This window comes from Rurimicrobium arvi (assembly GCF_039540495.1).
Lineage (GTDB): Bacteria > Bacteroidota > Bacteroidia > Chitinophagales > Chitinophagaceae > Rurimicrobium > Rurimicrobium arvi.
On sequence record NZ_BAABEZ010000004.1, the window covers coordinates 402,568 to 428,261 of the forward strand.

Below are 25,694 nucleotides of genomic sequence, written 5' to 3' on the forward strand. Positions count from 1 at the left end.
AACAGAAATTAAATCGAAAACACTTTTGTAGTAATATTTTTAAGGAAGAAACCATGACAAAGAAAAACATCATTCAAAGGGTAAGCCTTACTGCAGCGATTGCTATCAGTGCTTCCTGTGCATTTGCGCAGGATATACACTTTACGCAGTTCAATGCAACTCCTTTGATCCTTAACCCTGCATTTACCGGAGGTTTCGACGGGCCGATCCGCGCATCTGCCATCTATCGTGATCAATGGCGTTCTGCATTGGGTAGTGCCTCTTACCGCACCTTTGCTGTTTCTGTGGATGCTCCGATAGTTCGTGACCTTACCGGTGACGATTATCTGGCGGGAGGCGTACAATTGTATAACGATGTGGCAGGAGACGGTAATCTGAGCAACTTTTCCGGATTGCTTTCTGTTGCATACCATAAATTCCTCGGTTTAGACGGAAATAAAGATCTCTCTGTCGGCTTGCAGGGCGGATATACTTCTAAAACGATCGATCTGAGTAAATTATATTTTGGTAGCCAGTTCCAGTCAGGAACGTTTACCGGGCCTATAAGTTCTTCATTCGACGGATCTCCTGTTCGCTATTTCACCGTGAATGCCGGTATCGGTTACTCACACCGTTTCAGTGATCGTTTCGGATTGTCTCTGGGCGTTGCGGGAAATAACCTGAACCAGCCTAAAGAGTCGCTCTCGAAAGAGAAAAACAGTGATGTGGGTCTCGGTCGCCGCCTGTCCGGACAAATCGGGGCAATCTGGTACACCGGAGAGCGTTTCAGCGTTCGTCCTGCAGTACTGTACCAGGCACAGTCAAGCACTACCGAAATTATCGCAGGTAGTGAATTCCATTACATCGTGGCCGGTGATCCTGAAATCAAAGCATTGGCTACCGGATTGTTCCTCGGTGGCTGGTACCGCAACAATGATGCCGCAATGGTTTCTGCCGGTATCGAGCATCGTGGTTTACGCGTAGGGGTTGCTTACGACTATAACACCTCCAAGTACAACACTGCAACTAACGGCAAAGGCGGCTTTGAAATCTGCCTGCGCTTTATTGGCTTAAACCCGATCAATGCGGCCCGCAATCTGGTTTATCCATGTTCACGCTTCTAAGGAAGTAAAAATTTAAGTCAACCAATAAGGCCTCGACCGCCTCGTACTTTATACATTTTACAAAGAATAACAACGAACAAACAATATGAGAAAAAACTGGCTTCTCTTTGTACTGGCTTCATTTATGGTCGCTTCGCAACCAAATGCACAAGCCCAGGACATGGCAAAAGAAAAGTATAGAAATAAGGCAAATGATCCGGTAAAAGATCTGCCTTACGATAAGAAGCTCAAGTGGGCAGATAATCTGTACAAAGAAGGTAGCTATTTCAACGCTATGGAGTACTATAAGCAGTTGAAGCAGGAACAGCCGCGTCTGCCATACCTTTCTTACCAGCTTGCTGAATGTTGTTATGCCACCCGCGATTACGTTCAGGGTGCTGGATATTATCAGGAGGCGTATGCTGCCGGTAAGACACTGTATCCTGAAGCTAAATTTAAGGAAGCCGTAATGCTGAAGATGTCCGGTAAATTTGATGATGCGATCATAGCATTCAACCAGTTTATCACAGACAACCCTAAGACATTCAAAAAAGCGAAAAAGCGCGCGAAGATCGAGATTGACGGATGTGTAATGGCTAAAAACTCCATTAACGCACCGCAGCCTTTTACTTTAAAAAATGCAGGTCCTAACGTAAACTCTGCTTACACGGAGTCCGCTCCTTATCCATTGGGAGACACCGGCCTGTTGTATTCATCTATGCGTCAGAATCAGGTGGTTCAGGTTGATCGCCGTAATTCAGAGGCTTATATGTCACGCTTCATGGTTTCCACAAAGCAAAAATTTGTAGACGATGTGGATTCTTTCCAATGGGCGCTTGACTTCAAAGACGGAGACTTCAACAACCCGCGTGCACATATCGGAAACGGCTGTTACAGCCCTGGCGGAGACCGCTTTTACTTCACCCGTTGCCAGGAGGAAGATTCAATGCGCGTTATCTGTAAAATCTTCGTTTCTAAATTCGAAAAAAATAAATGGGGACGTCCTACGGAATTAGGTGAAGGTATCAACGAGGAAGGATCCAACACCCATCCTTGTATCGCTAAAGTGGGTAAAAAAGAAATTCTTTTCTTCTCTTCCAACCGTAAGCTGCAAAGCCGCGGTGGATACGATATCTGGTATTCCGTGTACGATCCGGTTAAGGGAACATACCGTCGTCCGCAGAACGTAGGTAAGCAGATCAACACCGATCAGGATGAGCAAACTCCTTATTACGACAACCGTGTGAACAAGTTGTACTTCGCTTCAAACGGATGGGTTTCTATGGGTGGTTTCGATATCTTCTCTGCTGACGGAGGTCCTTCACGTTATACCAACCTGACAAACCTCGGTTACCCGATCAATACATCTGCAGATGAGATCTATTATATCAAAGATCCGGTTGGTAAACCTGATGCCTATGTGGTATCTAACCGTATCGGTTCCTACGCACTGAAAAACCCTACCTGTTGTGATGACATCTGGAGAATTCAGAGCGAACCTAAACTGCGCGCAGTAGGTAAAGTGGTGTACCGCAAAACGGGCGAACTCGCTACCGAGTCTGTGGTTAAAATGCTGGATGAAACCGGAGATATGAAAACATTCGACTCTCCTGACGGAAACTTTGCATTCAATACCGCACGCGGCCACAACTATGTGATTACAGCGGATAAATCCGGTTACGTTTCCTCCCGTTTGAACGTAAATACAAATGAGGTAAAACGTACAGATCCGGATGATGATGTAGAAGTGACCATCTATCTCGATGAGATCGAAAAGAACATTCCTTTTGAAGTGCATAATATCTATTACGATTTCGATAAAGCAACACTCCGTCCGGAATCCGTTGCGTCTCTCGATACACTCGTAAACTTTATGAAGGATAACCCATCTCTGAGCGTAGAGATCTACTCTTTCACTGATGGAAAAGGAGATAATTCCTACAACCAGAAATTGAGCCGGGATCGAGCTCAGTCTGTACTGGAATATCTGAAAAACAATGGTATCGCTGAAGATCGTATGGCGGCAAAAGCAATGGGTAAAGATATGCCTGCTGCTCCTAACCGTACCGCTGAAGGAAAAGACAATCCTGAAGGTCGTCAGCTCAATCGCCGTACACAGTTCCGTATCGTTAAGGATGATTCAAAACGCCGCATCCTGTTCGATAGTAGCAAGCCTGGTAACATTGATGATCAGCAGAATCTGAAAGTGGGTGAGGACAATAGTCCTGAAGAGCCCGGAGATTCTGAATCGGATGCAATCAAACCTGGTAGCCGTGTTCAATAATCTGCGAGTAGTTAGTAGTTTAATAATAAATGAGTAGCCCTGTACGGGGCTACTTTTTTTTAAGATACTTTTTCAGAAAACTTTAAACATCTTCTTTTTTGGAGATTCAATCGAAACTATATTTTTGTTTGATCAGAAAAAATAAATAATTAATGCCCGGTTATGAGTTATTTGGCGCCGAAGAGCGCAAGGAAGTAAATGATGTCCTGGAAACAGGAATACTGATGCGCTATGGCTTCGATGGCCCGAGAAAAGGCATATGGAAAGCGCGTGAGCTGGAGCAGGAGCTCTGTAAGCGATTTGATGTTCGCAATTCGGTGCTTCTCAGCAGCGGTACTGCCGCGTTATCCACCGCTATGGCTGCATTGGGAATCGGGTCAGGTGATGAGGTGATATTGCCTACCTTCACCTTTGTCGCCAGTTTTGAGGCGATCCTGAGCGTGGGCGCTATTCCCGTTTTTGCAGATATCGATGATACACTTACGCTTGATCCTGCTTCGGTAGCCCGTGTGATCACGTCCCGCACCAAAGCAATCATGCCGGTACACATGTGTGGCAGCATGGCGCAATTGGACGAATTGAAGGCGCTTTGCGATCAGCACAGCCTGTTTCTTATAGAAGATGCCTGCCAGGCTATCGGAGGGTCTTATAAGGGCAGGGCGCTGGGTACCATAGGTAATGTAGGCACCTTCTCTTTCGATTTTGTAAAGATCATTACCTGCGGCGAAGGCGGCGCCATTCTTACAAACGATGCCGAACTGGCCGAAAAATGTGATCACTACTCCGATCACGGACATGATCACTACGGCAAAGACCGCGGCGCGGATCTGCATCCCTACCTCGGCTATAATTACCGCATTTCGGAATTACACGCAGCTGTAGGGCTGGCGCAGGTACGTAAGCTCGATCACTTCCTGGAACTGCAGCGTCGCAACCACCGCATCATCCGAGAATGCCTGGAGCACATACCGGGTATCTCCTTCCGTCGCATTCCCGATGCCGCAGGCGATACAGGATCGTTCCTTTCCTTCTTCCTGCCAACGGCATTCCAGGCTAAGGCTGCAGCGAAAGATCTTGCTGAAGCAGGTATCGGCGGAAACCCTTACTGGTACGACAATAACTGGCATTATATCCGCAAGTGGGAGCACCTTAAGAATGCCGCGCTGATGAATCGTCTTTCAGAAGAGTATCGCAAGGAGATCATGCATCAGACCAATCTTGCTTTTGCGGCCTCCGACGAATGGATCAGCCGTTGCATTTCTTCGGCTGTACAGCTGGGCTGGACGGAAGACGAAGCTCGTGCACGCGGCAAAAAAATGGCGGAAATCATCGAAGCTGCTATGCTCGTAAATGCATAATTTTTCAGATCGTTTCTTTTGTTTGAATCCAAGATGACTACTGCAGAAATATTAAAGCGCGTAAGACGCATTGAGATCAAGACGAAGGGATTGAGCAATCATATTTTCGCGGGCGAATATCATTCTGCTTACAAAGGCAGAGGAATGTCATTCAGCGAAGTCCGCGAATACACTCCGGGTGACGATGTGAAGACGATTGACTGGAACGTAACTGCCAGATTTTCTCATCCCTTTGTAAAAGTGTATGAAGAGGAGCGTGAGCTTACGGTAATGCTGCTCGTTGATATCAGTAACAGCTCTTTGTTCGGAACGGGACAAAGGCTGAAAAGAGAGATCATTACCGAGCTTTGTGCGGTACTGTCATTCTCGGCAGCAACCAATAATGACAAAGTCGGTGTTATCTTCTTCAGCGATCGGATAGAACGGTTTATTCCTCCCAAAAAGGGACGCAGCCATATTCTCAGAATCATCCGCGAACTGATCACCATAGAGCCTGCAAGCGGCTCGGGTACAAATGTGGGCATTGCGCTGGAATTCCTGAATTCTGTTCTGAAAAAGAAGACCATTGCATTCCTGATGAGCGATTTTGTTACGCTGCCTTTCGAAAAGCCGCTGCTGCTTGCTTCCAGGAAGCATGATCTTGTCGGCATTCAGGTCTTTGATCAGGCCGATAAGATACTGCCTCAGGCCGGATTGCTGAAAGTGCGCGATGCTGAAAGCGGTGCTGAGCTCTGGATAGATACGGACGATAAAGCAGTACGTAACCAATATGCAAAGAATTTCCAGAATCATTCCGATTACTGCCGTCAGGCATTCGCCAAGAGCGGTGCATCGATGATGAGCGTGCGGACAGATCAGGACTATGTAAAAACATTGCAAGCTTACTTTAAAGGACGATAGAAGCATACCCATGAACAAGAAAATCTTCCGGACACTGGTCTTTATCATCCCTGCCTTCCTGTCGGTTGCAGTCACTGCTTTTGCGCAACAGATAACCGTTGCGGCGAAGACAGATGCGCAGCAAATTGTTGTCGGCGATCAGCTGCGCTATTTCATTACGGTGCAGACGCAAAAAGGTAATGCCGTCATCTGGCCTAAAATAGCAGATACATTCAACTCGCTGGAAATCGTTGAAAGAGGCAAAATCGACACCGGTACAGATGGTAATAACGTGACATACAAACAGCGGCTGCTGATCACCGGTTTTGATTCAGGCTCCTTCGCAATCCCCAGGCTTGCCTTTTCCGTTAAAGGAACCACCGATACTTTTTTTACCGACTCTTTCAGAATTGCGGTAAATACTGTTCCGGTTGATACGACAAAGCCGTTCAAAGAAATTAAAGGATTGGAAGAAGTGCAGACTTCCTGGAGGGATTATATCTGGATGATTGTGGGGATACTGATAACGGTAATTATTATTGTACTGGTCACACTGTATTTTGCCAGACGTAAAAAGCCGGCAAAACCCGTTACTCCTGCGAGAACGGAAACCTTTTCCGAAAGAGCCTTACGTTTGCTGGCCGAGCTTGATGCCAGACAATTATGGCAACAGGATAAGCCTAAGGAATACTATACTGAACTGAGCGATATTGTAAGGCAATATATTGAGGCCCGATTTCAGACGAATGCGATGGAGCTCACAACGGACGAACTGCTGCAGAAAGCACGTAAACATCGGGAGATGACTTCCTTTATCAAGTCGCTGAAGCCTCTGCTGCACGCCGCCGATATGGCAAAATTTGCTAAGGCTCATCCGCTGCCTGAAGAGCATATCGAGGCTTTGGAACTGGCCAGAAATTTTGTCCGCGTATCTGCACCGAAAGAACCTAAACCTCAAAATCCTGCTACCGAGAAATGATTAAAGCGCTGATGGACGGAGAACACCTGGCGTTTGCACAACCCTGGTTCTTCCTCTTACTGATATTATTGCCTTTGCTGATTTGGTGGGATGTACGAAAGTCGGCCAGCCGACCGGCTTTCAGGATGACTACCCTGTCCGGCCTGAAACAACTGAAGCCGTCCTGGAAAGTCAGGATGCGCCCTGTACTGATCGTATTGCGTTCACTGGCCTTCACCGGCCTGGTGATTGCCCTGGCTCGCCCGCAAAGCAGCAATACCACCGAATCGATTGAGTCGGACGGAATTGATATTGTACTGTCGCTTGATGTTTCGGGAAGCATGCTGGCCGAGGATCTGAAACCGAACAGGATCGATGCGGCTAAAGCCGTTGCTGCGCGCTTTATCGACAAGCGCCCGGGTGACAGGATCGGACTCGTGATTTTTTCGGGTGAAAGCTTTACGCAATGCCCGATCACTATTGATCACAGCGTGGTGAAATCTCAGCTGGACGGTGTGGAGAGCGGTATGCTGGCAGATGGTACTGCTATAGGTATGGGACTCGCAACGGCCGTTGACCGTCTTCGTAATTCCAAGGCTAAAAGTAAAGTGGTGATTCTGCTTACGGATGGCGTGAACAATACAGGCCTGATAGACCCCAATACAGCGCTGGAAATTGCCAAAGCGCTCAAAGTACGTGTTTACTGTATTGGCGTGGGAACACGCGGAGAAGCGCCATACCCGGTGCCGCTTCCGGGAGGAGGTGTACAAAAGCAAATGGTTCCCGTGGAAATTGACGAAGCATTGCTGCGCACTATCGCCACACAGACAGGCGGTAAGTATTTCCGCGCGACAAACAATGCTTCTCTTACCGGTATCTACGACGAAATCGATCAGATGGAAAAGTCGAAGGCACAGGTAAATTCATTCAAACATTTTACCGATCTGTTTTTTCCTTTTGCTGTGCTGGCGCTCGTCTGCCTTGCACTGGAGCTGATTCTGCGTTACACTGTTTTCCGCAGCATTACCTGATCTGCAATACGACAATCACGCTGTCTACCGGGATGGTGGTATAGCGTACAGTCGTATCGATCGAAAAATACAGGGGATTTAAGGTCCCCTTTTTTTCTGCATAAAACGTATTGATGAATGTTTCTTCGTCAGTCCGGGTATAAGATGAATGAAATGCCTTCTGCGATAGACAAACTGCGGTAACGCCAGCTTGCTGCAGATGATCCGTACGTGATAATATCAGCATTTCTGCAGGCATGCCCCACGACATGATCAGCTTTTGCTCAAGCTTGTTATTGAAGTTGTGTTCATCTGTAAGAATGATCACCTTGCGCCAATTCCTGCTGCGGAAATAGTCCATCATCTTTTCAAGCAGAGCAATGCGCTCCTGAAAAGGCTTCACAGAAAGGGGAATAATAATGGCGGCAGACAAAAAGAAGGATGCAAATAACACTGCGGCTGCTTCCTTTCTCCATCCGGATAAACCATGTACCACAAATGGCAGCGCCGCTATGATGCTGATGCACATCCATTCGCTTTCTATGTAGAAAGGGAAGTCACAGTTGGGATACACCGTACATACGGCTATAAAATAGACCGTAAAAAAGCTAAGCATCCAGAGCAGTTGCAGGAACTTTCTGGCGTAGAGAAGCGTTCCCGCTGATAATAGGGTGAGCAGACTGAACGCCCAGTAGCGTCCCAGGCAATGGCTCAGGAATATTCTGGCCGTAGACGTATGCAACACGCCTTTCACCTGACTGAAGGAGATAGATTCCAGCGTCGAAATTTTCCCCTCGTCATACCAGCCCGATTTGCTCAGGTAATATTTTACGGCAATAATTGCGGGAATGACAACAAGCGCTATTAGCCGGCGTTTACCAGATTCATTTCCTGCAAGCAGGTAAAAGCCGAAAATATAGACAGTCAGTATGATAATAATCGGATGGGAAAAGATCGCGAGCGCAGCAAATAGTGTGAACAGCAACCAGAATGGGAACTTTCCCCGTGCCTGTGCTTCCGGATACCGCCAGTACCCGCAGAGCAGCATACACCAGCATACACCCTGGTGCACTTCGTTATTGGTCCAGAAATAGCTGTCGCTTACACAAACAGTACAGTATAATGCCAGTAGCAATGCAAACGTATATTGCCCTTTACGGTAAAGAGCGAGCCCGGAAATAAAATAAAACAGGTTGAAGCTGGCCGAGTATAGTACAAGGATCCACTGAAGCGGAAGATGCAGCAAACTACCCGCGAGCGGGAACATCTGGGTTATGAAAGCACCGTAACGATGCTCCTGTATAAACAGGCTGTGTGTATTGATAATGTTATACACAACCCAGGGAGCATCTGCCATCAGCATCCGTTCTTTATAGAAGATGACGGAGCCCAGGAGCAATAAGCCCAGGGCAAACACTCCGGTAAGCGCCGAAATTTTCAGCGCATCAGATGTTGCCACAGATGAAGATGCCCCGGATTTGAAGAAATACGCCATCGCTATCAAAGATATCAGCCTTTGCGTATTCTGCAATTTCCGGCAGATGTATCTTTGTTATTAGCTACCGGAGTCAATGATAGGGGATTCGGACATTATTCTGTTTGATATCCAGATCTTTACATCGGAATTTCCTGTAGAGAAGACGACAAAAGGCAAGTATTTTTATTTTTTATGAATCTTTTTGTTATTCTCGTCAGATAGCTTTACCTTTGCAGTCCGATTTTTAAAACTCATTTGCTTTATTTCAAATAAGGCTTTAATACAAGAATTATGAAACGTACATTTCAACCTAGTCGTCGCAGTCGTAAATCTGTACATGGTTTCCGCAAACGCATGCAAACTGCAAACGGCCGCAAAGTATTAGCTTCTCGTCGTGCAAAAGGACGTAAAAGATTGACTGTATCAGACGACAAACGTTTGAAATAATCTTTTAAAAACTTTTACCATCCGCTATACCTTTACCATACAGGAGCGGCTGAAAAGAGAGCAACATATTAAAACGCTTTTCCACACCGGGAAAGCGTTTTCTGCATTCCCCCTGAAATGTATGTGGCTCCTTCGGTCGGATATCACTGCCGGACCGGACATGAGTCCGGTGCGTATTGCGTTTTCCGTCCCTAAAAAGCGCTTTGCGCGGGCTGTGGACCGTAACCGTATCAAAAGGCTGATGCGGGAAAGCTGGCGTCACCAGAAGCACGTATTATATCCCCTGGTGGCGGAAGGCGTGCAGTTGCACCTGTTCTTTATTTTTACCGGCAATAAAGGTGAACTGCCCGATCATCCAACCGTTTATAGTGCGGTGGAAGAGATCGTACAGCACCTGCAGCGTAAACTTCATAAAGATGCGTAAGCTGTTTTCGTTCCTGCTGCTGGGCCTTGTCCGCTTTTATCAGAAGGCCGTTTCTCCATTCCTCGGCGCTAATTGCCGCTATACACCTACCTGCAGCGAATATGCCAATGAGGCGATCCGTAAATACGGACCGGCCAAAGGAGCCTGGATGGCCCTCAAACGAATATTGTCCTGCAACCCCTGGGGGGGAAGCGGCTATGATCCCGTTCCCTGAAATAAAAAAAACCGGAACTCAACGCCCCGGCTTCAGTAAATTCTCCTATTCAGTTAATTGCGCCTGATCTCTTCAGAAATATCGGCAATGATGCGCTGCGCGATATTGTTGGCAGTTGTTTCGCTCGTACTCTCAGCATAGATACGGATAATAGGTTCCGTATTGGAAGTGCGCAGATGCACCCAGTCTTTATCAAATTCGATCTTCAAGCCGTCTTCCGTATTGATCGGTTGCTGCGCATATTTTTTCTGTATCGCGGCGAAGATCTTTTGTACATCCAATCCCTGGGGAAGTTCGATTTTATTTTTAGAGATAATGTAGTTCGGATAAGTTCCACGCAATGCCTTAATGGATTTACCGCTTTTGGCAAGATGCGTAAGGAATAAAGCAATACCTGCCAGTGCGTCTCTTCCGTAATGCAGTTCCGGGCAGATAACACCGCCATTACCCTCTCCGCCGATCACCGCATCGTGCGCTTTCATTTTCGCAACAACATTCACTTCGCCTACCGCGCTGGGGAAATATTGTCCGCCATGCTTTTCCGTTACATCGCGTAATGCGCGTGTAGACGACATATTGGATACCGTATTCCCTTTTTTGTGAGCGAGTACGTAATCTGCAATAGCAACCAGGGTATACTCTTCTCCAAACAGGCTTCCATCTTCATTTACGAAGCAAAGACGATCCACATCCGGGTCCACTGCAATACCGAGATCAGCATTTTCTTTCGCCACTTTACTGCTCAGCTCAATCAGGTTCTCCGGAAGCGGTTCCGGGTTATGCGCAAATTTGCCGGATACTTCGGCATTGATTACAGATACTTTTTCCACCCCCAGCGCTTCAAGCAGGGCAGGCACAAAGATGGACCCGGTGGAATTGATGGCATCTACAACAATTTTAAAATTGCGGGCCCTGATAGCCTCCACATCCACCAGCGGGTGGTCTATCAATGCTTCAATATGACGATGCATAAAGCTATGGTCTTCACGAACGGTGCCGAGGTGATGGATATCCGCAAATACGTCTGCACCTGTTTCGGCAAAATCAAGTATCCATTTACCTTCTTCAGCGTTCAGGAATTCCCCTTCTTCGTTCAGCAGCTTCAAAGCATTCCATTCCACAGGATTATGGCTGGCTGTCAGGATAATGCCTCCGCCGGCGCCTTCCATTTTTACAGCCATTTCCACGGTTGGTGTAGTGCTCAGTCCCAGGTCCACCACATCAAATCCGCAGCTTTGCAGCGTTGCGGCCACCAGGTTGCGTACGATGGAGCCGCTCATGCGCCCGTCGCGCCCCAGTACCACTTTTTTGTTGTTCGGGTTGCGGAGTTGCAGGAAGTGTGCATATGCCGAAGTGAACTTTACCAGGTCAATAGGGGTGAGGCCGTTCCCGGGTTGTCCGCCGATAGTGCCTCTGATGCCGGAAATAGATTTAATAAGTGCCATTTAAAAAGGTTTGTGTAGTATGTAGTGTGATATCCCATCTGTACTCCGGCGATTCAGGACGATCCCTGCCGCAATACATTTTTGTGGCAATCGAAAAGATTTGATAGTGCCGGGAAGCATGAGACTGTAAAATTCAATTGTTTTGGGCAGAAATAAAAATGCCTCTGACGAAATTTTCGTCAGAGGCATAAAAAAGCAATAGTCATCATTATTTAAGCGGAACTTCTGCCGCCTGCAATACTTCTTTGTTGTCTGCCTCATTGTTGGAAATGAATGCAAAAATGTGGCAGTTGTCCAGGTTCCAGGCTCCTTTAGGTGTAAACTTGTAATAGTATTCGTAAACTCTTCCCGGTGCTTTCACCGAAATAGAATCAATGATCGAATTACCGCTATAGAATGTCAGCAGTTCGCGCAATACGTGATTGTGCTGATAAGCTGGAGAGTCCGCATCAGGGAATTTCTGAGCATCGATAATATTACTTTCAGCCACACCGATAGTCAGCGCATTTTTTGTGCTCACCTGTTTGGTGTAAACGACCTTTACCGACAGCGACACGATATTCTCTGAGCTGTTGTAAGACGAAGTAAGGTGCAGGTTTACGGGAGCGGCAACTGCCATGCGGTTTGTTGATTGTGCAGACCAGTTCGTTTTGTCCACTTTTAAACTTCCTGAATAGGGAACGCGGTCGATACCTGCGATCGGAATACTTCCCAAAGTGCCATAAATAGTTGTACCGATATTGGTAGCAGCGCTGTCGCGGAAATCGTATTTGCTGCTCACCTCAAGTGTTTTTACCGGCTGGAAGATCGGACCGGGAAAGTAAGTATGATACGCAACAGCCACAATGCGATCCGGATAACTGGCCTGCAGACTCGCCACCAGCTTATGTCCGTCCGGACAATTGGTACATGAAGCACCTGTGAATTCCTCAATAAGCACTTTTCTGCTTTCCGCTGTTTCTACAGCGGACATATAAGTAGTGTCTACAATATCGCCTCTGTCGCGAAAGTCGATTACCACACCTTTTTCCTTACAACTCTGAGCGAAGAATCCCAGAGTCAGCAGTGCAGCACCTGTAATCTTTTTCATAAAAAAATGAAACGTTTTAAGAACCCGAAGTTACAGATATTCTGATGTCCGGCATTATTTATTTGCAAAATGAGCCTATCGCATCACACAGACCATTGGTCAGCGGAATTGCAGGGTCTTCATAGGTTTTACGGTTAGAAGCAGGGTCAGCGGTGGCAGTTTTCAGCGTATGCGTCATACCGTAGAGCACGGTAAGTTGGGATCCCGCCCTGGCCTGATGCAGCATCGTTGCTTCAGATACAGGTACCTGCGTGTCTTCCGTGCCCTGTATGATCAGCACCGGAATGCTGAGCTTTTTGATTTCGACCCTTGGATCATAGGCCATCCAGCTTTGCACATATGGCTGCACACCAGGAGAGAACATCTGCTGCAGTGCGGGATTTTGAGGGTTGGCTGGTTTGCCGGCTTTGATAGATTCCAGGGTGGCGCGGGTTTCTTCGGCCAGCTCAGGTTGTGCGTTGCTGATCTGCTCCAGCAGTATATCTCCCGCCGGCCTTGCAGGTCCGGCAATCGAAATAAACCCGTCCACTTTTTCTTTTTGAGCGGCAAGCATACTCACCAGTGACCCTTCACTATGTCCGGCCAGGTATATTTTGCCAAAGCGTTTATCTGCACGGGCTTTGCGGATGATAGCCTCAAGGTCGCCGGACATGGTTTCAAAACGCATTTGCTGCTCAGATACCTGCGGACTTGCACTTGCACCGATACCGCACTTATCGTAGCGTACGGAAGCAATGCCCCTCGCAAGAAGACATTCTGCCAGGAGCTTATAAGTATTGCTGTGCACACCCAGAGTGCTGTTGCCGTTCCTGTCTGTAGGGCCCGAACCTGCTACAATGATCACAAGCGGATGAGGGCCTCCCGATGCAGGTGTTTCAAGGGTTCCTTTGATCGGAACGCCTTTACTTCCGGTCACTTCAAAGTTGTTAACGACCGGTTCGGCGGGCACATCATCTTTCGGACTGAAAAACAAACCTGCAATTTCGTTCTTGTCGTTCAGTATATAAGTTACATTCATCGACTTTCCTTTCGAAAATGCAGCTTCGTACACAAGTCCCTGAGGTGCAGACTTATTTACCGAGGTTTGTCCGATCGTTCCGTACTGCTCCTGCAGGCTGTTGATCAGGTCCTGTGTTTTTTCCGGAGAAAGAACCGCTTTTACGGTAACGGCAAACATCCCGTACAGACTGTCGCTTTTGCGTTCGTTATAAAACTGTTTGAAACGCGGAAAACTTAAGGCATAATTCAGAGGCTCTTTCTGAGCCTCAGCACTTTGGGCAAGCATGAATCCTGCCAGAAAGAGCAACAGATAGCGCATGACCGACTTATTTTCTGCCATATTTCATGTCACGTCCGATGCTGAACAGGATCAGATTAACTTTTTGACCTGCATAAGGTTTGTGCATTATACCGCTAACCGGATCAGTACTGACATAGTCCTGGTTCATGAAGCTGCCGGGATAATATTGCACTTTAATGGTGGTGCCGTGGTACCCGAAACCTGCATACACATAGGGCATGAGGGTTTCGTTGCGACTGCTGAACCATTCGGAGAATTTGGTTTTGCTGCTTCTTTTTTCGATCCATTCTTTCTCTTTATAGTGGAAAGCCAGATCCAATCCTCCGCCAAGGAAGAAATAATCGCGTTTTTTCATATTACCCAGACGCAAACCAACCGGTAAGCCTATCGTATACACCCGGCGTTTGATCGTCTGCTCGCCGATACCCAAAAGTTGATTCTTGGTAATATATCCTATATTTTTCACATCCAGCCCGGTATAAATTCCGAAAGCATTGCAAAAATTATAGTTATATGTAAAGCCGATGTTCAGAAACATAGAGAAACGAACCGCCTGACTCTGGTTCGATAATTTCGGATCCATACGTGAGGCCGAAAAAATCATTCCGTCCAGAGAATTCCCCCAGTAAGGCTTGCGGATAGGGGCCTGACTTCTGATCGACATGGCGCTCTGGTTGATCATTCCTGTAGTGTCTTGTGCTTTAATGGAAAAAGAAAGCATCATCGCTCCCGCAACTGCAAAGCAGAATTTTGTCATTTTGGTATATTTAGTGCGGTACAAATATACTACGGGAACTGCTATTTTTTCAGTTTGAGCTGTTTGGCACGATGATTGTTCCAATTAGCTTTTAGCTGTGTGACCATTTGGGTAATTTTGGTTCCGCCAAATTGTCCGGATATAAAAAGCGAACATCATGAAATCTACGATAAACTTAATTTTTGGACAGAACGAACAGGAAATGGAATTTATGCCTATCGTTCCGTTAGGGGAAGAAGAACTGAACGAAGAGGATAAAAAGAAGATTCCCACCGAAATTCCGCTTATTGCGCTGCGCAATACCGTGTTGTTCCCGAATGTCGTTTTACCGATTACCGTTTCCCGGGAGAAATCTGTAAAAGCATTGGATTTTGCCAATGCAAACGGCAAATGGATCGGTGTTGTCGCTCAAAAGGACATGGCCAATGAAGACCCGGGGGTAGAGGATATCTTCTACACCGGTACGCTTGCCAAAGTGGTGAAGCAGATCAAAATGCCGGACGGCAATACCACGCTGTTTATAATGGGCCGCATACGGTTCCGTATCCGGCAGATCACACAGGCCGAACCTTTTTACAAAGCGGTAGTCGACCTGGTGGAGGATGTGTTTCCCAGCAATGATTCAGAGTTCGATGCAATACTTTCTTCCGTAAAGGAACATTCAGAAAAGATCATGTCTTTGTCTTCAGGGCTGCCCGCGGAGGCCGGAATCGTGCTGCGTAATATCGAACAGCAATCGTTCCTGCTGCATTTTATTGCTTCCAATATCAACGCAAAGCTCACCGAAAAACAGGCATTGCTGGAAGAGGATAATGTGAAACTGCGCGGTGAAAAGCTGCTTCAGATGCTCCAGATGGAATTGCAGATGGCAGAGCTTAAAAATGAGATCACCAACAAAACCCGTGGAGAGATGGACCGGCAGCAGCGGGAATATTTCCTGCAGCAGCAGCTCAAGTCGATCAAAGATGAATTGGGCGGAGATCCGAACGAAAGGGAGTTGCGTGATTTGCAGAAGCGGGCTGAAGGTATGAACTGGCCTGAAACAGCAAAAGACCTCTTTCAGAAAAACATCCAGAAGCTGGAACGCATGCATCCGAGCACGCCTGATTATTCCGTGATTTATAATCATCTGGATCTGATGCTCGATCTTCCCTGGAATTCGTTCACCGATGATAATTATGATCTGAAACATGCGCAGGACGTGCTCGATAACGATCATTACGGTATGGAAAAAATCAAGGATCGTATCCTGGAATACCTTGCGGTGCTGAAACTCAAAGGAGATATGAAATCTCCGATCCTTTGTTTTGTCGGCCCTCCCGGTATCGGTAAAACTTCATTGGGCAGAAGCATTGCCAATGCGATTAACCGGAAGTATGTACGACTGAGTCTGGGTGGCTTACATGATGAAAGTGAGATACGCGGACATCGTAAAACGTATATCGGTGCGATGCCCGGTCGTATCATACAATCCCTGCGTAAAGTAAAATCCGCCAATCCGGTGTTCATCCTGGATGAGATCGACAAGATCGGCCACGATCATCGCGGCGATCCGAGTTCTGCATTGCTGGAGGTATTAGATCCCGAACAGAACAGTTCGTTCTACGACAATTACCTGGAGCTGGAATTCGATCTTTCAAAGGTTTTGTTCGTGGCTACGGCCAACAGCCTGCAGGATATTCAGCCAGCGTTGCGGGACAGGCTGGAGATCATTCAGCTTACCGGATACAGTATAGAAGAAAAGACAGAGATCGCTAAACGCCACCTCGTTCCGAAACAAAAAGATCTGCACGGCTTGAAAAAAACACCATTGCGCGTGTCTGAAAAAGTACTGCAACAGGTCATTCAGAATTATACCCGTGAAAGCGGTGTACGCGAATTGGACCGCGTGCTGGCAGCGCTCATGCGTAATGTTGCGAAAGATGTGGCCATGGGCAATACCGTAAATCCGCAAATGAGTCCTGAAAAGGTGGTGGATGTGTTGGGTAAGCCAAAGTTCACAAACGATGCTTATAAGAAGGGACTTCCTGCGGGCGTGGCGGTGGGTCTGGCATGGACATCAGTCGGAGGAGAGATATTGTTTATCGAGACCAATATGAGCAAAGGCAAGGGAGGGCTGACTATTACCGGCAACCTCGGTAATGTGATGAAGGAGAGCGCCAGCATTGCCATGGCTTACCTGCGTGCACATGCGGAAGAGTTGGGGATAAGGCCTGGCATCTTCGATGATTTTAATATCCATATCCACGTGCCGGAAGGCGCAGTACCCAAAGACGGTCCCAGCGCCGGTATCACCATGCTTTCTGCGCTGACATCGCTGTTTACAGGAAGAAAGCTGAAGCCGTTCCTGGCGATGACCGGGGAGATAACCTTAAGAGGACAGGTATTACCTGTAGGTGGTATCAAGGAGAAAGTACTGGCTGCCAAACGCGCAGGTATAAAGGATCTGATTCTTTGCGTTCAGAACGAAAAGGATGTTGAAGAGATCAATCCCGATTTTATAAAAGGAATGCGTTTTCATTACGTTTCAGAAATGGGCGAAGTACTTGAATTTGCTTTGAAATAAGTCATAAGGCAGTTAATCCGGAAAGGAGAGGAACAGTAGCCTCTCCTTTTTTTGTGCGCGAAACCATCCAATACTTTTGTAAGGGTATTGCACCCGCTATTGACTTGAAGCGATTATATCCCATTAAAAAGTAGTGGCAACGCATTCTGGATCAGGCATACATATTGATTGAATAGGGTAACTGCAAAAGTCTACAGCGGCGTGGCCATCATCGTGTCATGCTGCTGTTTTTCCGTTCTCATTTTTTAGTGTTTAAATACACGCATTTTCCTGCATGAACGAAGGCTGAAGCAGCATTTACTCAATCTGAAATGTAATGCTTATGAACAAAGGACTACTCAGGATAGCTGCGGTATTTTTGCTTTTTCTGCAAACAGGAGTGACTTACGCGCAGACGAAGATCAAGGATGGTACGATTGCATCATCCTCTTTACCCAACGTGAATGCAATTCTGGAACTGGAAAGTAATAAGCGCGGCGTTGTGTTTCCCCGTCTTGCACTTATCAGTACAAACAGCGCAAGTCCTCTGACGACATTTCTTCAGGGGATGATCGTATACAATACCGCAACTGCGGGAACACCGCCTACTGATGTAAAGCCTGGATTTTATTATTCAAATGGCGTATCGTGGATTCGCTTCTCCACTGACCTGTTCGTTGCTGAACCGGCTATAATAGCTCCGAATACACCTAAAACTTATTACAATGGGTTTAAAAATTTCGTGTTCTTCAACTCGGATTCTGTTACCGAGGGTGCTGCTAATTTATATTTTACACCCGAACGTGCACGGGCGGCGATCAATCTTTCCACCTCCGGCAACAGTGGAGCCGCCACATATGATGCCACCAGCGGTGCGCTGAATGTTCCGAACTATACATTAATCGGTTTGGGTGGAGAACCTGAAGTAGCGGCATCTAATACACCCAACCAATACTGGAATGGTTTTAAAAATTTTGTAACACTTAACTCCGATTCGGTAGCGGAAGGATCGACAAATCAATACTTTACCGACACACGTGCGCGTGGTGCGATCAGTGTTACGACTACCGGCACGGGCTCCGCCAGTTACGATGCCACAACGGGTGTGCTGAACATCCCTACGGGGTCTGCAGCGATTACGGCACCCAGCATACCGAATCAATACTGGAATGGCTTCAAAGAGTTTGTAACACTGAATTCCGATTCTGTAACAGAAGGATCGACAAATCAATACTATACCAACACACGTGCGCGTAATGCGATCAATGTAACAACGACAGGCAACAACGGTGCTACAACTTATGATGCAACCAGTGGTGCGCTGAATGTTCCGAATTATACATTGATTGGATTAGGCGGAGAACCTGAAGTAGCGGCATCGAACACACCCAACCAATACTGGAATGGCTTTAAAGTATTTGTGACGCTGAATTCAGACTCTGTAACAGAAGGTTTAACGAATCAGTATTACAGTGACACGCGTGCGCGCGGAGCAATCAGTGTTACGACAACCGGCACGGGATCTGCAAGCTACGATGCCGCAACAGGTGTGCTGAATATCCCGACTGGCTCTGCTGCGATTACAGCACCTGGCATACCGAATCAATACTGGAATGGCTTCAAAGAGTTTGTGACGCTGAACTCCGATTCTGTAACAGAAGGATCAACAAATCAATACTATACCAACACACGTGCGCGTAATGCGATCAATGTAACAACGACAGGCAACAACGGTGCTGCAACGTATGATGCAACCAGTGGTGCGCTGAATGTTCCGAATTATACATTAATCGGTTTAGGTGGAGAACCTGAAGTTGCGGCATCGAACACACCCAACCAATACTGGAATGGCTTTAAAGAGTTTGTAACCCTGAATTCCGATTCGGTAACAGAAGGACCGACAAATCAATATTATACCAACACACGTGCGCGCAGTGCGATCAATGTTACGACGACAGGCAACAGTGGTGCTGCAACGTATGATGCAATCAGTGGTGCGCTGAATGTTCCGAATTATACATTGATTGGATTAGGCGGAGAACCTGAAGTAGCGGCATCGAACACACCCAACCAATACTGGAATGGCTTCAAAGAGTTTGTAACACTGAATTCCGATTCTGTAACAGAAGGTTCAACAAATCAGTATTATACCAACACACGTGCGCGTAATGCGATCAATGTAACAACGACAGGCAACAACGGTGCTGCAACGTATGATGCAACCAGTGGTGCGCTGAATGTTCCGAATTATACATTGATTGGATTAGGCGGAGAACCTGAAGTAGCAGCATCAAATACGAACAACCAATACTGGAATGGCTTTAAAGAGTTTGTAACACTTAACTCCGATTCGGTAGCGGAAGGATCGACAAATCAATACTATACCAACACACGTGCGCGCAGTGCGATCAGTGTAACAACTACAGGAACCGGCTCCGCCAGTTACGATGCCACAACGGGTGTGCTGAACATCCCTACAGGGTCTGCAGCGATTACGGCACCCAGCATACCGAATCAATATTGGAATGGCTTCAAAGAGTTTGTGACGCTGAATTCGGACTCTGTAACGGAAGGTTCAACAAATCAGTATTATACCAACACACGTGCACGTAATGCGATCGGTGTTACGACGACCGGCAACAGCGGTGCTGCCACATATGATGCAACCAGTGGTGCGCTGAATGTTCCGAATTATACATTGATTGGATTAGGCGGAGAACCTGAAGTAGCGGCATCTAATACACCTAACCAATACTGGAATGGCTTCAAAGAGTTTGTAACCCTTAATTCTGACTCTGTAACGGAAGGTTCAACAAATCAGTATTATACCAACACACGTGCGCGTAATGCGATCAGTGTAACGACTACCGGCACAGGTTCTGCGAGTTACGATGCCACAACAGGTGTGCTGAATATCCCTACCGGTTCTGCAGCGATTACGGCATCTGGCTTACCGAATCAATACTGGAATGGCTTTAAAAATTTTGTAACACTTAACTCAGACTCCGTAACGGAAGGTACAGCCAACAGATACTATACGGATACCCGCTCCCGCAGTGCGATCAGCATTACAACAACCGGTAATAATGGCGCTGCAACATATACCTCAGCAACAGGGGTGTTCAATGTTCCGGCGTACACGCTATCCGGTTTGGGCGGCGAGCCAAGCATCACGGCACCGAACACGACAAAAAAATATTACAATGGCTACAAACAGTTTGTGACGCTGAATTCAGATTCGGTAACAGAAGGAACCACCAACCAGTTCTACACCAACACACGTGCGCGCGGTGCGATCAGTATCACCACAACCGGTAGCAGCGGTGCTGCAACTTATACTTCGTCTACCGGTGTACTGAATGTGCCTAACTACACGCTTACAGGATTAGGTGGCGAGCCGGCTGTAACTGCCTCAAACACGGTGAAGCAATACTACAACGGTTATAAAAAGTTCGTGGCCTTAAATTCTGATTCCTTAGCGGAGGGAACTACCAACCAGTTCTACACCAACACGCGTGCACGCGGAGCGATCAGTATCACAACTACGGGTAGTAGTGGAGCGGCAACCTACACCTCATCTACCGGTGTATTGAATGTACCTAATTATACACTCACAGGATTAGGCGGGGAACCAACGGTCACCGCCTCCAATACCGCTAAGCAATACTACAATGGCTATAAAAAATTTGTAGCGCTGAATTCTGATTCAGTTACGCAGGGTACAACCAATCTTTATTCCCAGTGGAAAACCTCAGGAACGAATATCAACTATGTTGCCACCGGTGCAAGTGTGAGTGTCGGTACAACCAACGCCAGCTTTACCACACCTGCGAATACGGGTAGTTCTATTCCGGTGCTAGGTGTGGACGGTACGGTAAATGCCACAAACTTTACTACCGCCGTTCAGTCACTCGTTGACGGCGCCACCATTACCTGGGACCTGAGTCGTGGAGCAAATGCTGTTGTAACGCTAGGCGGCGCAGGTCGTACGCTATCTGTCACCAACCCTAAAGCGGGTATGTACGGTTCGATTATTGTGAAGCAGGACGCCACGGGTGGTCGTACGATTACAAGTTTACCCGCCGGATCAAAAGTTGCCGGCGGAAGTGCAGGCCAGCCTTCGCTTACGGTAGCTGCAAACGCCGTGGATATGCTTACATTCTTTTATGATGGCAGTACTTTCTGGTGGATCGTAAGCAGCAATTTTAACTAATGGTCCGGAAGCATATGATGAAGAGAATATCAATTTCCCTGCTTTCCCTGCTTGCCGCCGCCACGGCAACTGCCCAGGACGCACGCAATTTTTTTAATGCGCAGAGAAGTGCAAGCAGACTGTATATCTGGGACTCTACGGGTACAAATGACAATGTACTTTATAATGGTAGCGGTACCTGGAATAAAACAAGCCCTAACTGGACACGCAGTAACGGAAGGGCCAATGATTATTGGAGAGACGGCGGCATTGCGGTGTTCGGCGGCTCCGGAAGTACAAGGGCTGCAGGCACCATTACGCTGGGAATCAGTCCGGTTGTTGATTCTATATCATTTGCCGGCACGCCCTCCGGAGATTTTATATTGAACGGTATGTCCATTAGCGGCTCGAATACAACGTTGCCCGTTTCTGTTGCCGGCGGAACGGTGGCTTATATAAATTCACCGGTCACCGGTTCCTTAAGTCTTGTGAAGCAGGGTCCCGGGGTGCTCACCCTGGGTGGTATCAATACTTATTCCGGTATCACAAATATCGCTTCGGGCTACCTGCAGATGAACACAGCATGCAAATTACCCGCCTCGGATATTCTTTGTAACGGTGTATTTGTGGTAAATAAATGGACAGATGATACGCTTAGCCAGAATATATCAGGTACGGGAACGTTCTCTAAACAGGGGGCGGCTGCCGTTCGCCTGACCGGCGTGAACACCTATTCCGGTAATACGGTTGTGGAGGCAGGCACTCTGAAATCCGGATCTGTGGCAGCGTTCGGGTCGGGAACAATCACGGTGAACAATGGCGCCGTACTGGACACGCGTGTTACTGCCGGAAACTATAGTATAGGAAATTCGGTAACAGTGCTTTCGGGCGGTACCTGGCTTAAAGATGCGGACGGTTTTTATTTTAACAGTACTTCATTGCTTTCCACACCAGGCACATATACCGGGGCACTTTCTGTGGCAAGTGGTCTCAACTCACTGTCTATACAGGGATCGGGCAACTATGGCGTGTCCGGAAATATGACAGGAACGGGTTCACTTGCTGTTAATGCCGGTGTAAACGCCATTACATTATCGGGTACGAACAGTTATTCAGGAGCCACTTCTTTGTTTGCCGGCAGGCTGATTGCGGGATCAGCCGGCGCATTCAGCCCCTTTTCAGCGCTTTCGCTCAATCCTGGAGCTTCTGTGGATCTGGGAGGATTCAGTAATACGGTTGGTTCCCTTTCCGGAAGCGGTAACATAGAGAATACTTCGGGTACTGATACGCTAACCGCAGGTGGAGACAATTCCAGCACCAACTATTCGGGTATCTTAAAAAACGGCGCTTCCGGTATCCTTGCATTCCGTAAGGCAGGATCGGGCACGCTCACGCTTTCCGGGAATAATACTTATACCGGCGGAACTATTTTATCCGGCGGAACATTGTACATAAACACTACTTCTAAGTTAGCTTCCGGACCGGTTTTCGTGACCGGAAATGCTACATTGAACGCAGATATCCCTGCAGGGGATTTCAGCAGCGCCTACAGCTGGAATGTAGATGCTGGTGATACATTAACGGTTACACCCAACGCCACCAGCAGTTTTCTTGCTATCCGTGGACCGATAACCGGTTCCGGGATGTTTAAGGTCAGTGGTTGGGGCACCTCGCATTTTGGTGCGGATACCGGGTTTCGTGGAGATTTTTCCGGGGCGGGAACTTTCCTGTTTGATACTCTGGCTGCTTTTCCGAATGCAAAATCCTTTTATTGTCAGGGTTTGCGTCTCGCCGCAACAGGCGGTGGTACCTACCGGTTTAGTGATTTGCAGATAATAGGTTGGGCAGATCTGTCTGCCAATAATAGTGCATTGCATACCGTTTCTTTTGGCAGCGGCAACACCAGCCGTACAATTGATGCCCTGATCGCCAACGGTAGCGGAACCGTTGCCCTGATTAAAGAAGGTACGGGTACCTACCGTTTCCGCAACTCGAATTCTTACTCGGGAGGTACAACGATTAACGGCGGTACACTGGAGTCCGGGGTTGCGGCTGCATTTGGTTCCGGCCCCATCGTGGTTAATTCCGGCGGTACACTCGATACACGTGTTACAGCCGGACTGAACAGCATAGCCAATTCAGTTACCGTAAACCCTGGTGGCACCTGGCTCAAAGATGCAGATGGCTTTTATCAGAATGCAACCACATTGCTGAGCGCTCCCGGAACATACACTTCAAATATTGTTGTATCGGGAACACCGAATTTCAATATTGTTGGAAGCGGCGACTATGGCATATCCGGTATTATTAGTGGGAATGCAACGGTGAATTTGAACGGTGGAACACAGACGATTACGCTTTCTGGAGCCAATACAAATACCGGATACCTGAATGTTACAGGTGGTACAGTAAAGTTGGGATCCTCTTCGGCTTTAGGATCTGTAGTGTTAAACATATCTGCCGGTGCGGTATTGGATATGAATGGAAATCCATCTACTGTAAGAGTGTTGGGAGGATCGGGTACTATTACCAACAGCAACAGCACAAACGCCATACTTACTATAGCAGGTGCCGCTAACTCCAATTTTTCCGGAGTGATCCAGGATGGAACCGGACCTGTTGAAATCGTGAGATCGTCCGGAACTGTTTACACTGCAGGGCTGAACGGACCTAATACATTTTCCGGTAATGTTACGGTTAATGGCCTTCTGACCTGTTCCAGAACAGCTTCCGGAACTACCAGCGGATTAGGAAATCTTCAGGTGAGCGGCAAAACCATAACGGTAAATTCCGGAGGGATGCTCAACCTTGGGGCAACCAATGTTTTTGTAGCTTCCACAGCAGACCTCACCAATTGTAAAGCAACCGTGGTACTCGCCGGCGGCACCTTAAATACCGGTACCTCGTTCTCCGGCATCAAGGATGTTTTGTTACACAGCGGCGGCGCCATTACCGGGTCAAATGGAGTGAGTGCAACCACTCGTTCTTTGGCTTTATGCGGCACAGTAAGCAGCACCGGCGGCGATGGCACTCCTTCTACTATATCCAGTCCCGGAGCTACCGGTGGGGTACATCTGGGATATAATAACTTTGGAGTAACAGGTACCACTTTCGATATTGACGCAAGCAGCGGAGGTTTGATTGTATATGCATCTGTGTATAATCGGGCTGCTTCAACTGGTACAGCCAGCACGCTTACCAAAACAGGTACGGGGATCCTCACGCTCAGGGGGACAAATACTTATACCGGCGCAACTACCGTAAACCAGGGAATATTGGCATTGGCCGGAACCTCGTCCTCTTCTGCACACACGATTGCAGCGGGGGCCGGGATCAGTGCGGGTGATGGTGCCAGCGGCGCTACCGGAACGCTTACGTTCGCAGCGGCTTCCGCAAGACTTGTGGTGAATGCCCTTTCCGCCAGCTCCGTAAGTAAGCTCAGCTGTACCACTCTCACGGCAGCTTCCGGATTTACGGTTGACGTTTTGGGAACCTTAACGGCCGGCACCTATCCTATACTGGTTTCCACTTCAGGTACACCTGTCCCCACACTTGGTGTGAATACAACAGGTATGTCTGTTTCTTTCTCCTGGAGTGGTACTACACTGAACATGACCATTTTCTAAGACAAATGACATGCCGGAACTGGCTTTTCCGGACACACGGCAGCAGTCGTCTTATGGCGACTGCTTTTTTATGAAAAGTACTGCTACGGCATTGTCGTTCCCTATCGGATGTGGTCCTTGCATGCCGCTCGCACACGCTCGGTTCCCCCTCCCGGTCTTGATAGCTATCGGATGGGGAGAGATTCGCTCCGTGCTGAATACCGTCCAGCTTGTGGTGTCGTTGCGAGACGCGCATAGCCCCTTCGTGTAGGCGCGTCGAAGCAATCTCTCCAGCATGCCGCTCGCACACGCTGTATTCCCCTCCATTGGAGGGGATAGGGGTGGGTTTCCCATGGCGCGTCGAAGCAATCTTTCCAGCCCGCCGTAGCTCATCGTTTTTCACGAACCCACCACCGGCCCCTCCGGTCCCGATCCCGATAGCTATCGGGATCGGGACGGGATTCGATCCGAGCTGGGCATCGTCCAACTTGTGGTGTCATTGCGACGAGCGTAGAGACTGTGTGTGTAGCTAGCGAGGAAGCAATCTACAGTAATCGTTCAGAGATTGCTTTGCCTTCTTCGCTTGGGTTGTTCCAACCCTTCGCTCATTGGCGCGCTCCCGATAGC

At 47.8% G+C, this 25,694-nt stretch carries 17 protein-coding genes; 12 read left to right on the plus strand and 5 right to left on the minus strand.

The features are described from left to right. Positions 1–53 precede the first annotated feature (53 nt). The 6 genes from ABD846_RS04585 (at position 54) to ABD846_RS04610 (ending at position 7,592) form a co-directional block, all read left to right on the plus strand. Entirely contained in the window at positions 54–1,103 is a 1,050-nt protein-coding gene (locus ABD846_RS04585; protein ID WP_344823130.1) for a PorP/SprF family type IX secretion system membrane protein, read from the plus strand. 85 nt (positions 1,104–1,188) lie between these two features. Further along, positions 1,189–3,366, plus strand: a complete 2,178-nt coding sequence (locus tag ABD846_RS04590) for an OmpA family protein (protein ID WP_344823132.1) — start codon at positions 1,189–1,191, stop codon at positions 3,364–3,366. 152 nt (positions 3,367–3,518) lie between these two features. Continuing rightward, positions 3,519–4,724 carry a DegT/DnrJ/EryC1/StrS family aminotransferase gene (locus ABD846_RS04595; RefSeq protein ID WP_344823134.1) on the plus strand — a complete coding sequence of 402 codons (1,206 nt, stop codon included), beginning with the start codon at positions 3,519–3,521 and terminating at the stop codon, positions 4,722–4,724. Positions 4,725–4,757: 33 nt separating this feature from the next. Further along, positions 4,758–5,624, plus strand: coding sequence for a DUF58 domain-containing protein (locus ABD846_RS04600; RefSeq protein WP_344823136.1), 867 nt, complete (start codon positions 4,758–4,760; stop codon positions 5,622–5,624). A gap of 10 nt (positions 5,625–5,634) precedes the next feature. After that, positions 5,635–6,582, plus strand: a complete 948-nt coding sequence (locus ABD846_RS04605) for a DUF4381 family protein (protein ID WP_344823138.1) — start codon at positions 5,635–5,637, stop codon at positions 6,580–6,582. Further along, positions 6,579–7,592, plus strand: coding sequence for a vWA domain-containing protein (locus tag ABD846_RS04610; protein WP_344823140.1), 1,014 nt, complete (start codon positions 6,579–6,581; stop codon positions 7,590–7,592). Before ABD846_RS04605 ends, ABD846_RS04610 begins: the two co-directional genes overlap by 4 nt. On the opposite strand, the gene ABD846_RS04615 is transcribed toward ABD846_RS04610, so the two are convergent. Then, entirely contained in the window at positions 7,585–9,066 is a 1,482-nt protein-coding gene (locus ABD846_RS04615; RefSeq protein WP_344823142.1) for a hypothetical protein, read from the minus strand. The two genes, ABD846_RS04610 and ABD846_RS04615, sit on opposite strands and share 8 nt — an antisense overlap. A 273-nt stretch (positions 9,067–9,339) precedes the next feature. On the opposite strand from ABD846_RS04615, the gene rpmH reads away from it, so the two are divergent. The 3 genes from rpmH to yidD are packed head-to-tail and all read left to right on the plus strand — an operon-like array spanning position 9,340 to position 10,133. Further along, the gene (gene rpmH / locus ABD846_RS04620) at positions 9,340–9,495 is read left to right on the plus strand and encodes a 50S ribosomal protein L34 (protein WP_344823144.1); all 156 of its coding nucleotides are present in this window, start codon (positions 9,340–9,342) and stop codon (positions 9,493–9,495) included. A gap of 49 nt (positions 9,496–9,544) precedes the next feature. Next, positions 9,545–9,919 carry a ribonuclease P protein component gene (locus tag ABD846_RS04625; RefSeq protein ID WP_344823164.1) on the plus strand — a complete coding sequence of 125 codons (375 nt, stop codon included), beginning with the start codon at positions 9,545–9,547 and terminating at the stop codon, positions 9,917–9,919. Next, positions 9,912–10,133, plus strand: coding sequence for a membrane protein insertion efficiency factor YidD (yidD, locus tag ABD846_RS04630; RefSeq protein WP_344823146.1), 222 nt, complete (start codon positions 9,912–9,914; stop codon positions 10,131–10,133). Before ABD846_RS04625 ends, yidD begins: the two co-directional genes overlap by 8 nt. 53 nt (positions 10,134–10,186) lie before the next feature. On the opposite strand, the gene glmM is transcribed toward yidD, so the two are convergent. The 4 genes from glmM to ABD846_RS04650 all read right to left on the minus strand — a co-directional run bounded on the left by glmM (position 10,187) and on the right by ABD846_RS04650 (position 14,725). Continuing rightward, positions 10,187–11,578, minus strand: a complete 1,392-nt coding sequence (gene glmM, locus ABD846_RS04635; protein WP_344823148.1) for a phosphoglucosamine mutase — start codon at positions 11,576–11,578, stop codon at positions 10,187–10,189. Between the two features lie 208 nt (positions 11,579–11,786). Continuing rightward, positions 11,787–12,668, minus strand: a complete 882-nt coding sequence (locus ABD846_RS04640) for an Omp28-related outer membrane protein (RefSeq protein WP_344823150.1) — start codon at positions 12,666–12,668, stop codon at positions 11,787–11,789. A gap of 58 nt (positions 12,669–12,726) precedes the next feature. Continuing rightward, positions 12,727–13,986: an alpha/beta hydrolase gene (locus ABD846_RS04645; protein WP_344823152.1), complete on the minus strand. Its 1,260-nt coding sequence runs from the start codon at positions 13,984–13,986 to the stop codon at positions 12,727–12,729. Between the two features lie 7 nt (positions 13,987–13,993). Then, on the minus strand, positions 13,994–14,725 hold the full coding sequence (locus ABD846_RS04650; RefSeq protein WP_344823154.1) for an outer membrane beta-barrel protein: 732 nt from the start codon (positions 14,723–14,725) through the stop codon (positions 13,994–13,996). A gap of 157 nt (positions 14,726–14,882) precedes the next feature. On the opposite strand from ABD846_RS04650, the gene lon reads away from it, so the two are divergent. From lon to ABD846_RS04665, 3 genes are all read left to right on the plus strand, one after another. Beyond that, the gene (gene lon, locus ABD846_RS04655; protein ID WP_344823156.1) at positions 14,883–17,291 is read left to right on the plus strand and encodes an endopeptidase La; all 2,409 of its coding nucleotides are present in this window, start codon (positions 14,883–14,885) and stop codon (positions 17,289–17,291) included. 322 nt (positions 17,292–17,613) lie between these two features. Then, positions 17,614–21,483 (plus strand): beta strand repeat-containing protein, encoded by a 3,870-nt coding sequence (locus tag ABD846_RS04660; protein WP_344823158.1) that lies wholly within the window; start codon positions 17,614–17,616, stop codon positions 21,481–21,483. Positions 21,484–21,497: 14 nt separating this feature from the next. After that, positions 21,498–25,088: a beta strand repeat-containing protein gene (locus ABD846_RS04665; RefSeq protein WP_344823160.1), complete on the plus strand. Its 3,591-nt coding sequence runs from the start codon at positions 21,498–21,500 to the stop codon at positions 25,086–25,088. Positions 25,089–25,694: the final 606 nt, after the last annotated feature.

Excerpts from the sequence above, each read along its gene's own strand:
- ABD846_RS04615 (WP_344823142.1), bottom strand. The coding sequence starts at position 9,066 with ATGGCGTATTTCTTCAAATCCGGGGCATCTTCATCTGTGGCAACATCT.
- ABD846_RS04645 (WP_344823152.1), bottom strand. The coding sequence starts at position 13,986 with ATGCGCTATCTGTTGCTCTTTCTGGCAGGATTCATGCTTGCCCAAAGT.
- yidD (WP_344823146.1), top strand. The coding sequence starts at position 9,912 with ATGCGTAAGCTGTTTTCGTTCCTGCTGCTGGGCCTTGTCCGCTTTTAT.
- ABD846_RS04590 (WP_344823132.1), top strand. The coding sequence starts at position 1,189 with ATGAGAAAAAACTGGCTTCTCTTTGTACTGGCTTCATTTATGGTCGCT.
- ABD846_RS04605 (WP_344823138.1), top strand. The coding sequence starts at position 5,635 with ATGAACAAGAAAATCTTCCGGACACTGGTCTTTATCATCCCTGCCTTC.
- ABD846_RS04640 (WP_344823150.1), bottom strand. The coding sequence starts at position 12,668 with ATGAAAAAGATTACAGGTGCTGCACTGCTGACTCTGGGATTCTTCGCT.
- ABD846_RS04585 (WP_344823130.1), top strand. The coding sequence starts at position 54 with ATGACAAAGAAAAACATCATTCAAAGGGTAAGCCTTACTGCAGCGATT.
- ABD846_RS04595 (WP_344823134.1), top strand. The coding sequence starts at position 3,519 with ATGCCCGGTTATGAGTTATTTGGCGCCGAAGAGCGCAAGGAAGTAAAT.
- lon (WP_344823156.1), top strand. The coding sequence starts at position 14,883 with ATGAAATCTACGATAAACTTAATTTTTGGACAGAACGAACAGGAAATG.
- rpmH (WP_344823144.1), top strand. The coding sequence starts at position 9,340 with ATGAAACGTACATTTCAACCTAGTCGTCGCAGTCGTAAATCTGTACAT.
- ABD846_RS04665 (WP_344823160.1), top strand. The coding sequence starts at position 21,498 with ATGATGAAGAGAATATCAATTTCCCTGCTTTCCCTGCTTGCCGCCGCC.
- ABD846_RS04610 (WP_344823140.1), top strand. The coding sequence starts at position 6,579 with ATGATTAAAGCGCTGATGGACGGAGAACACCTGGCGTTTGCACAACCC.
- ABD846_RS04600 (WP_344823136.1), top strand. The coding sequence starts at position 4,758 with ATGACTACTGCAGAAATATTAAAGCGCGTAAGACGCATTGAGATCAAG.
- ABD846_RS04650 (WP_344823154.1), bottom strand. The coding sequence starts at position 14,725 with ATGACAAAATTCTGCTTTGCAGTTGCGGGAGCGATGATGCTTTCTTTT.
- glmM (WP_344823148.1), bottom strand. The coding sequence starts at position 11,578 with ATGGCACTTATTAAATCTATTTCCGGCATCAGAGGCACTATCGGCGGA.
- ABD846_RS04660 (WP_344823158.1), top strand. The coding sequence starts at position 17,614 with ATGAACAAAGGACTACTCAGGATAGCTGCGGTATTTTTGCTTTTTCTG.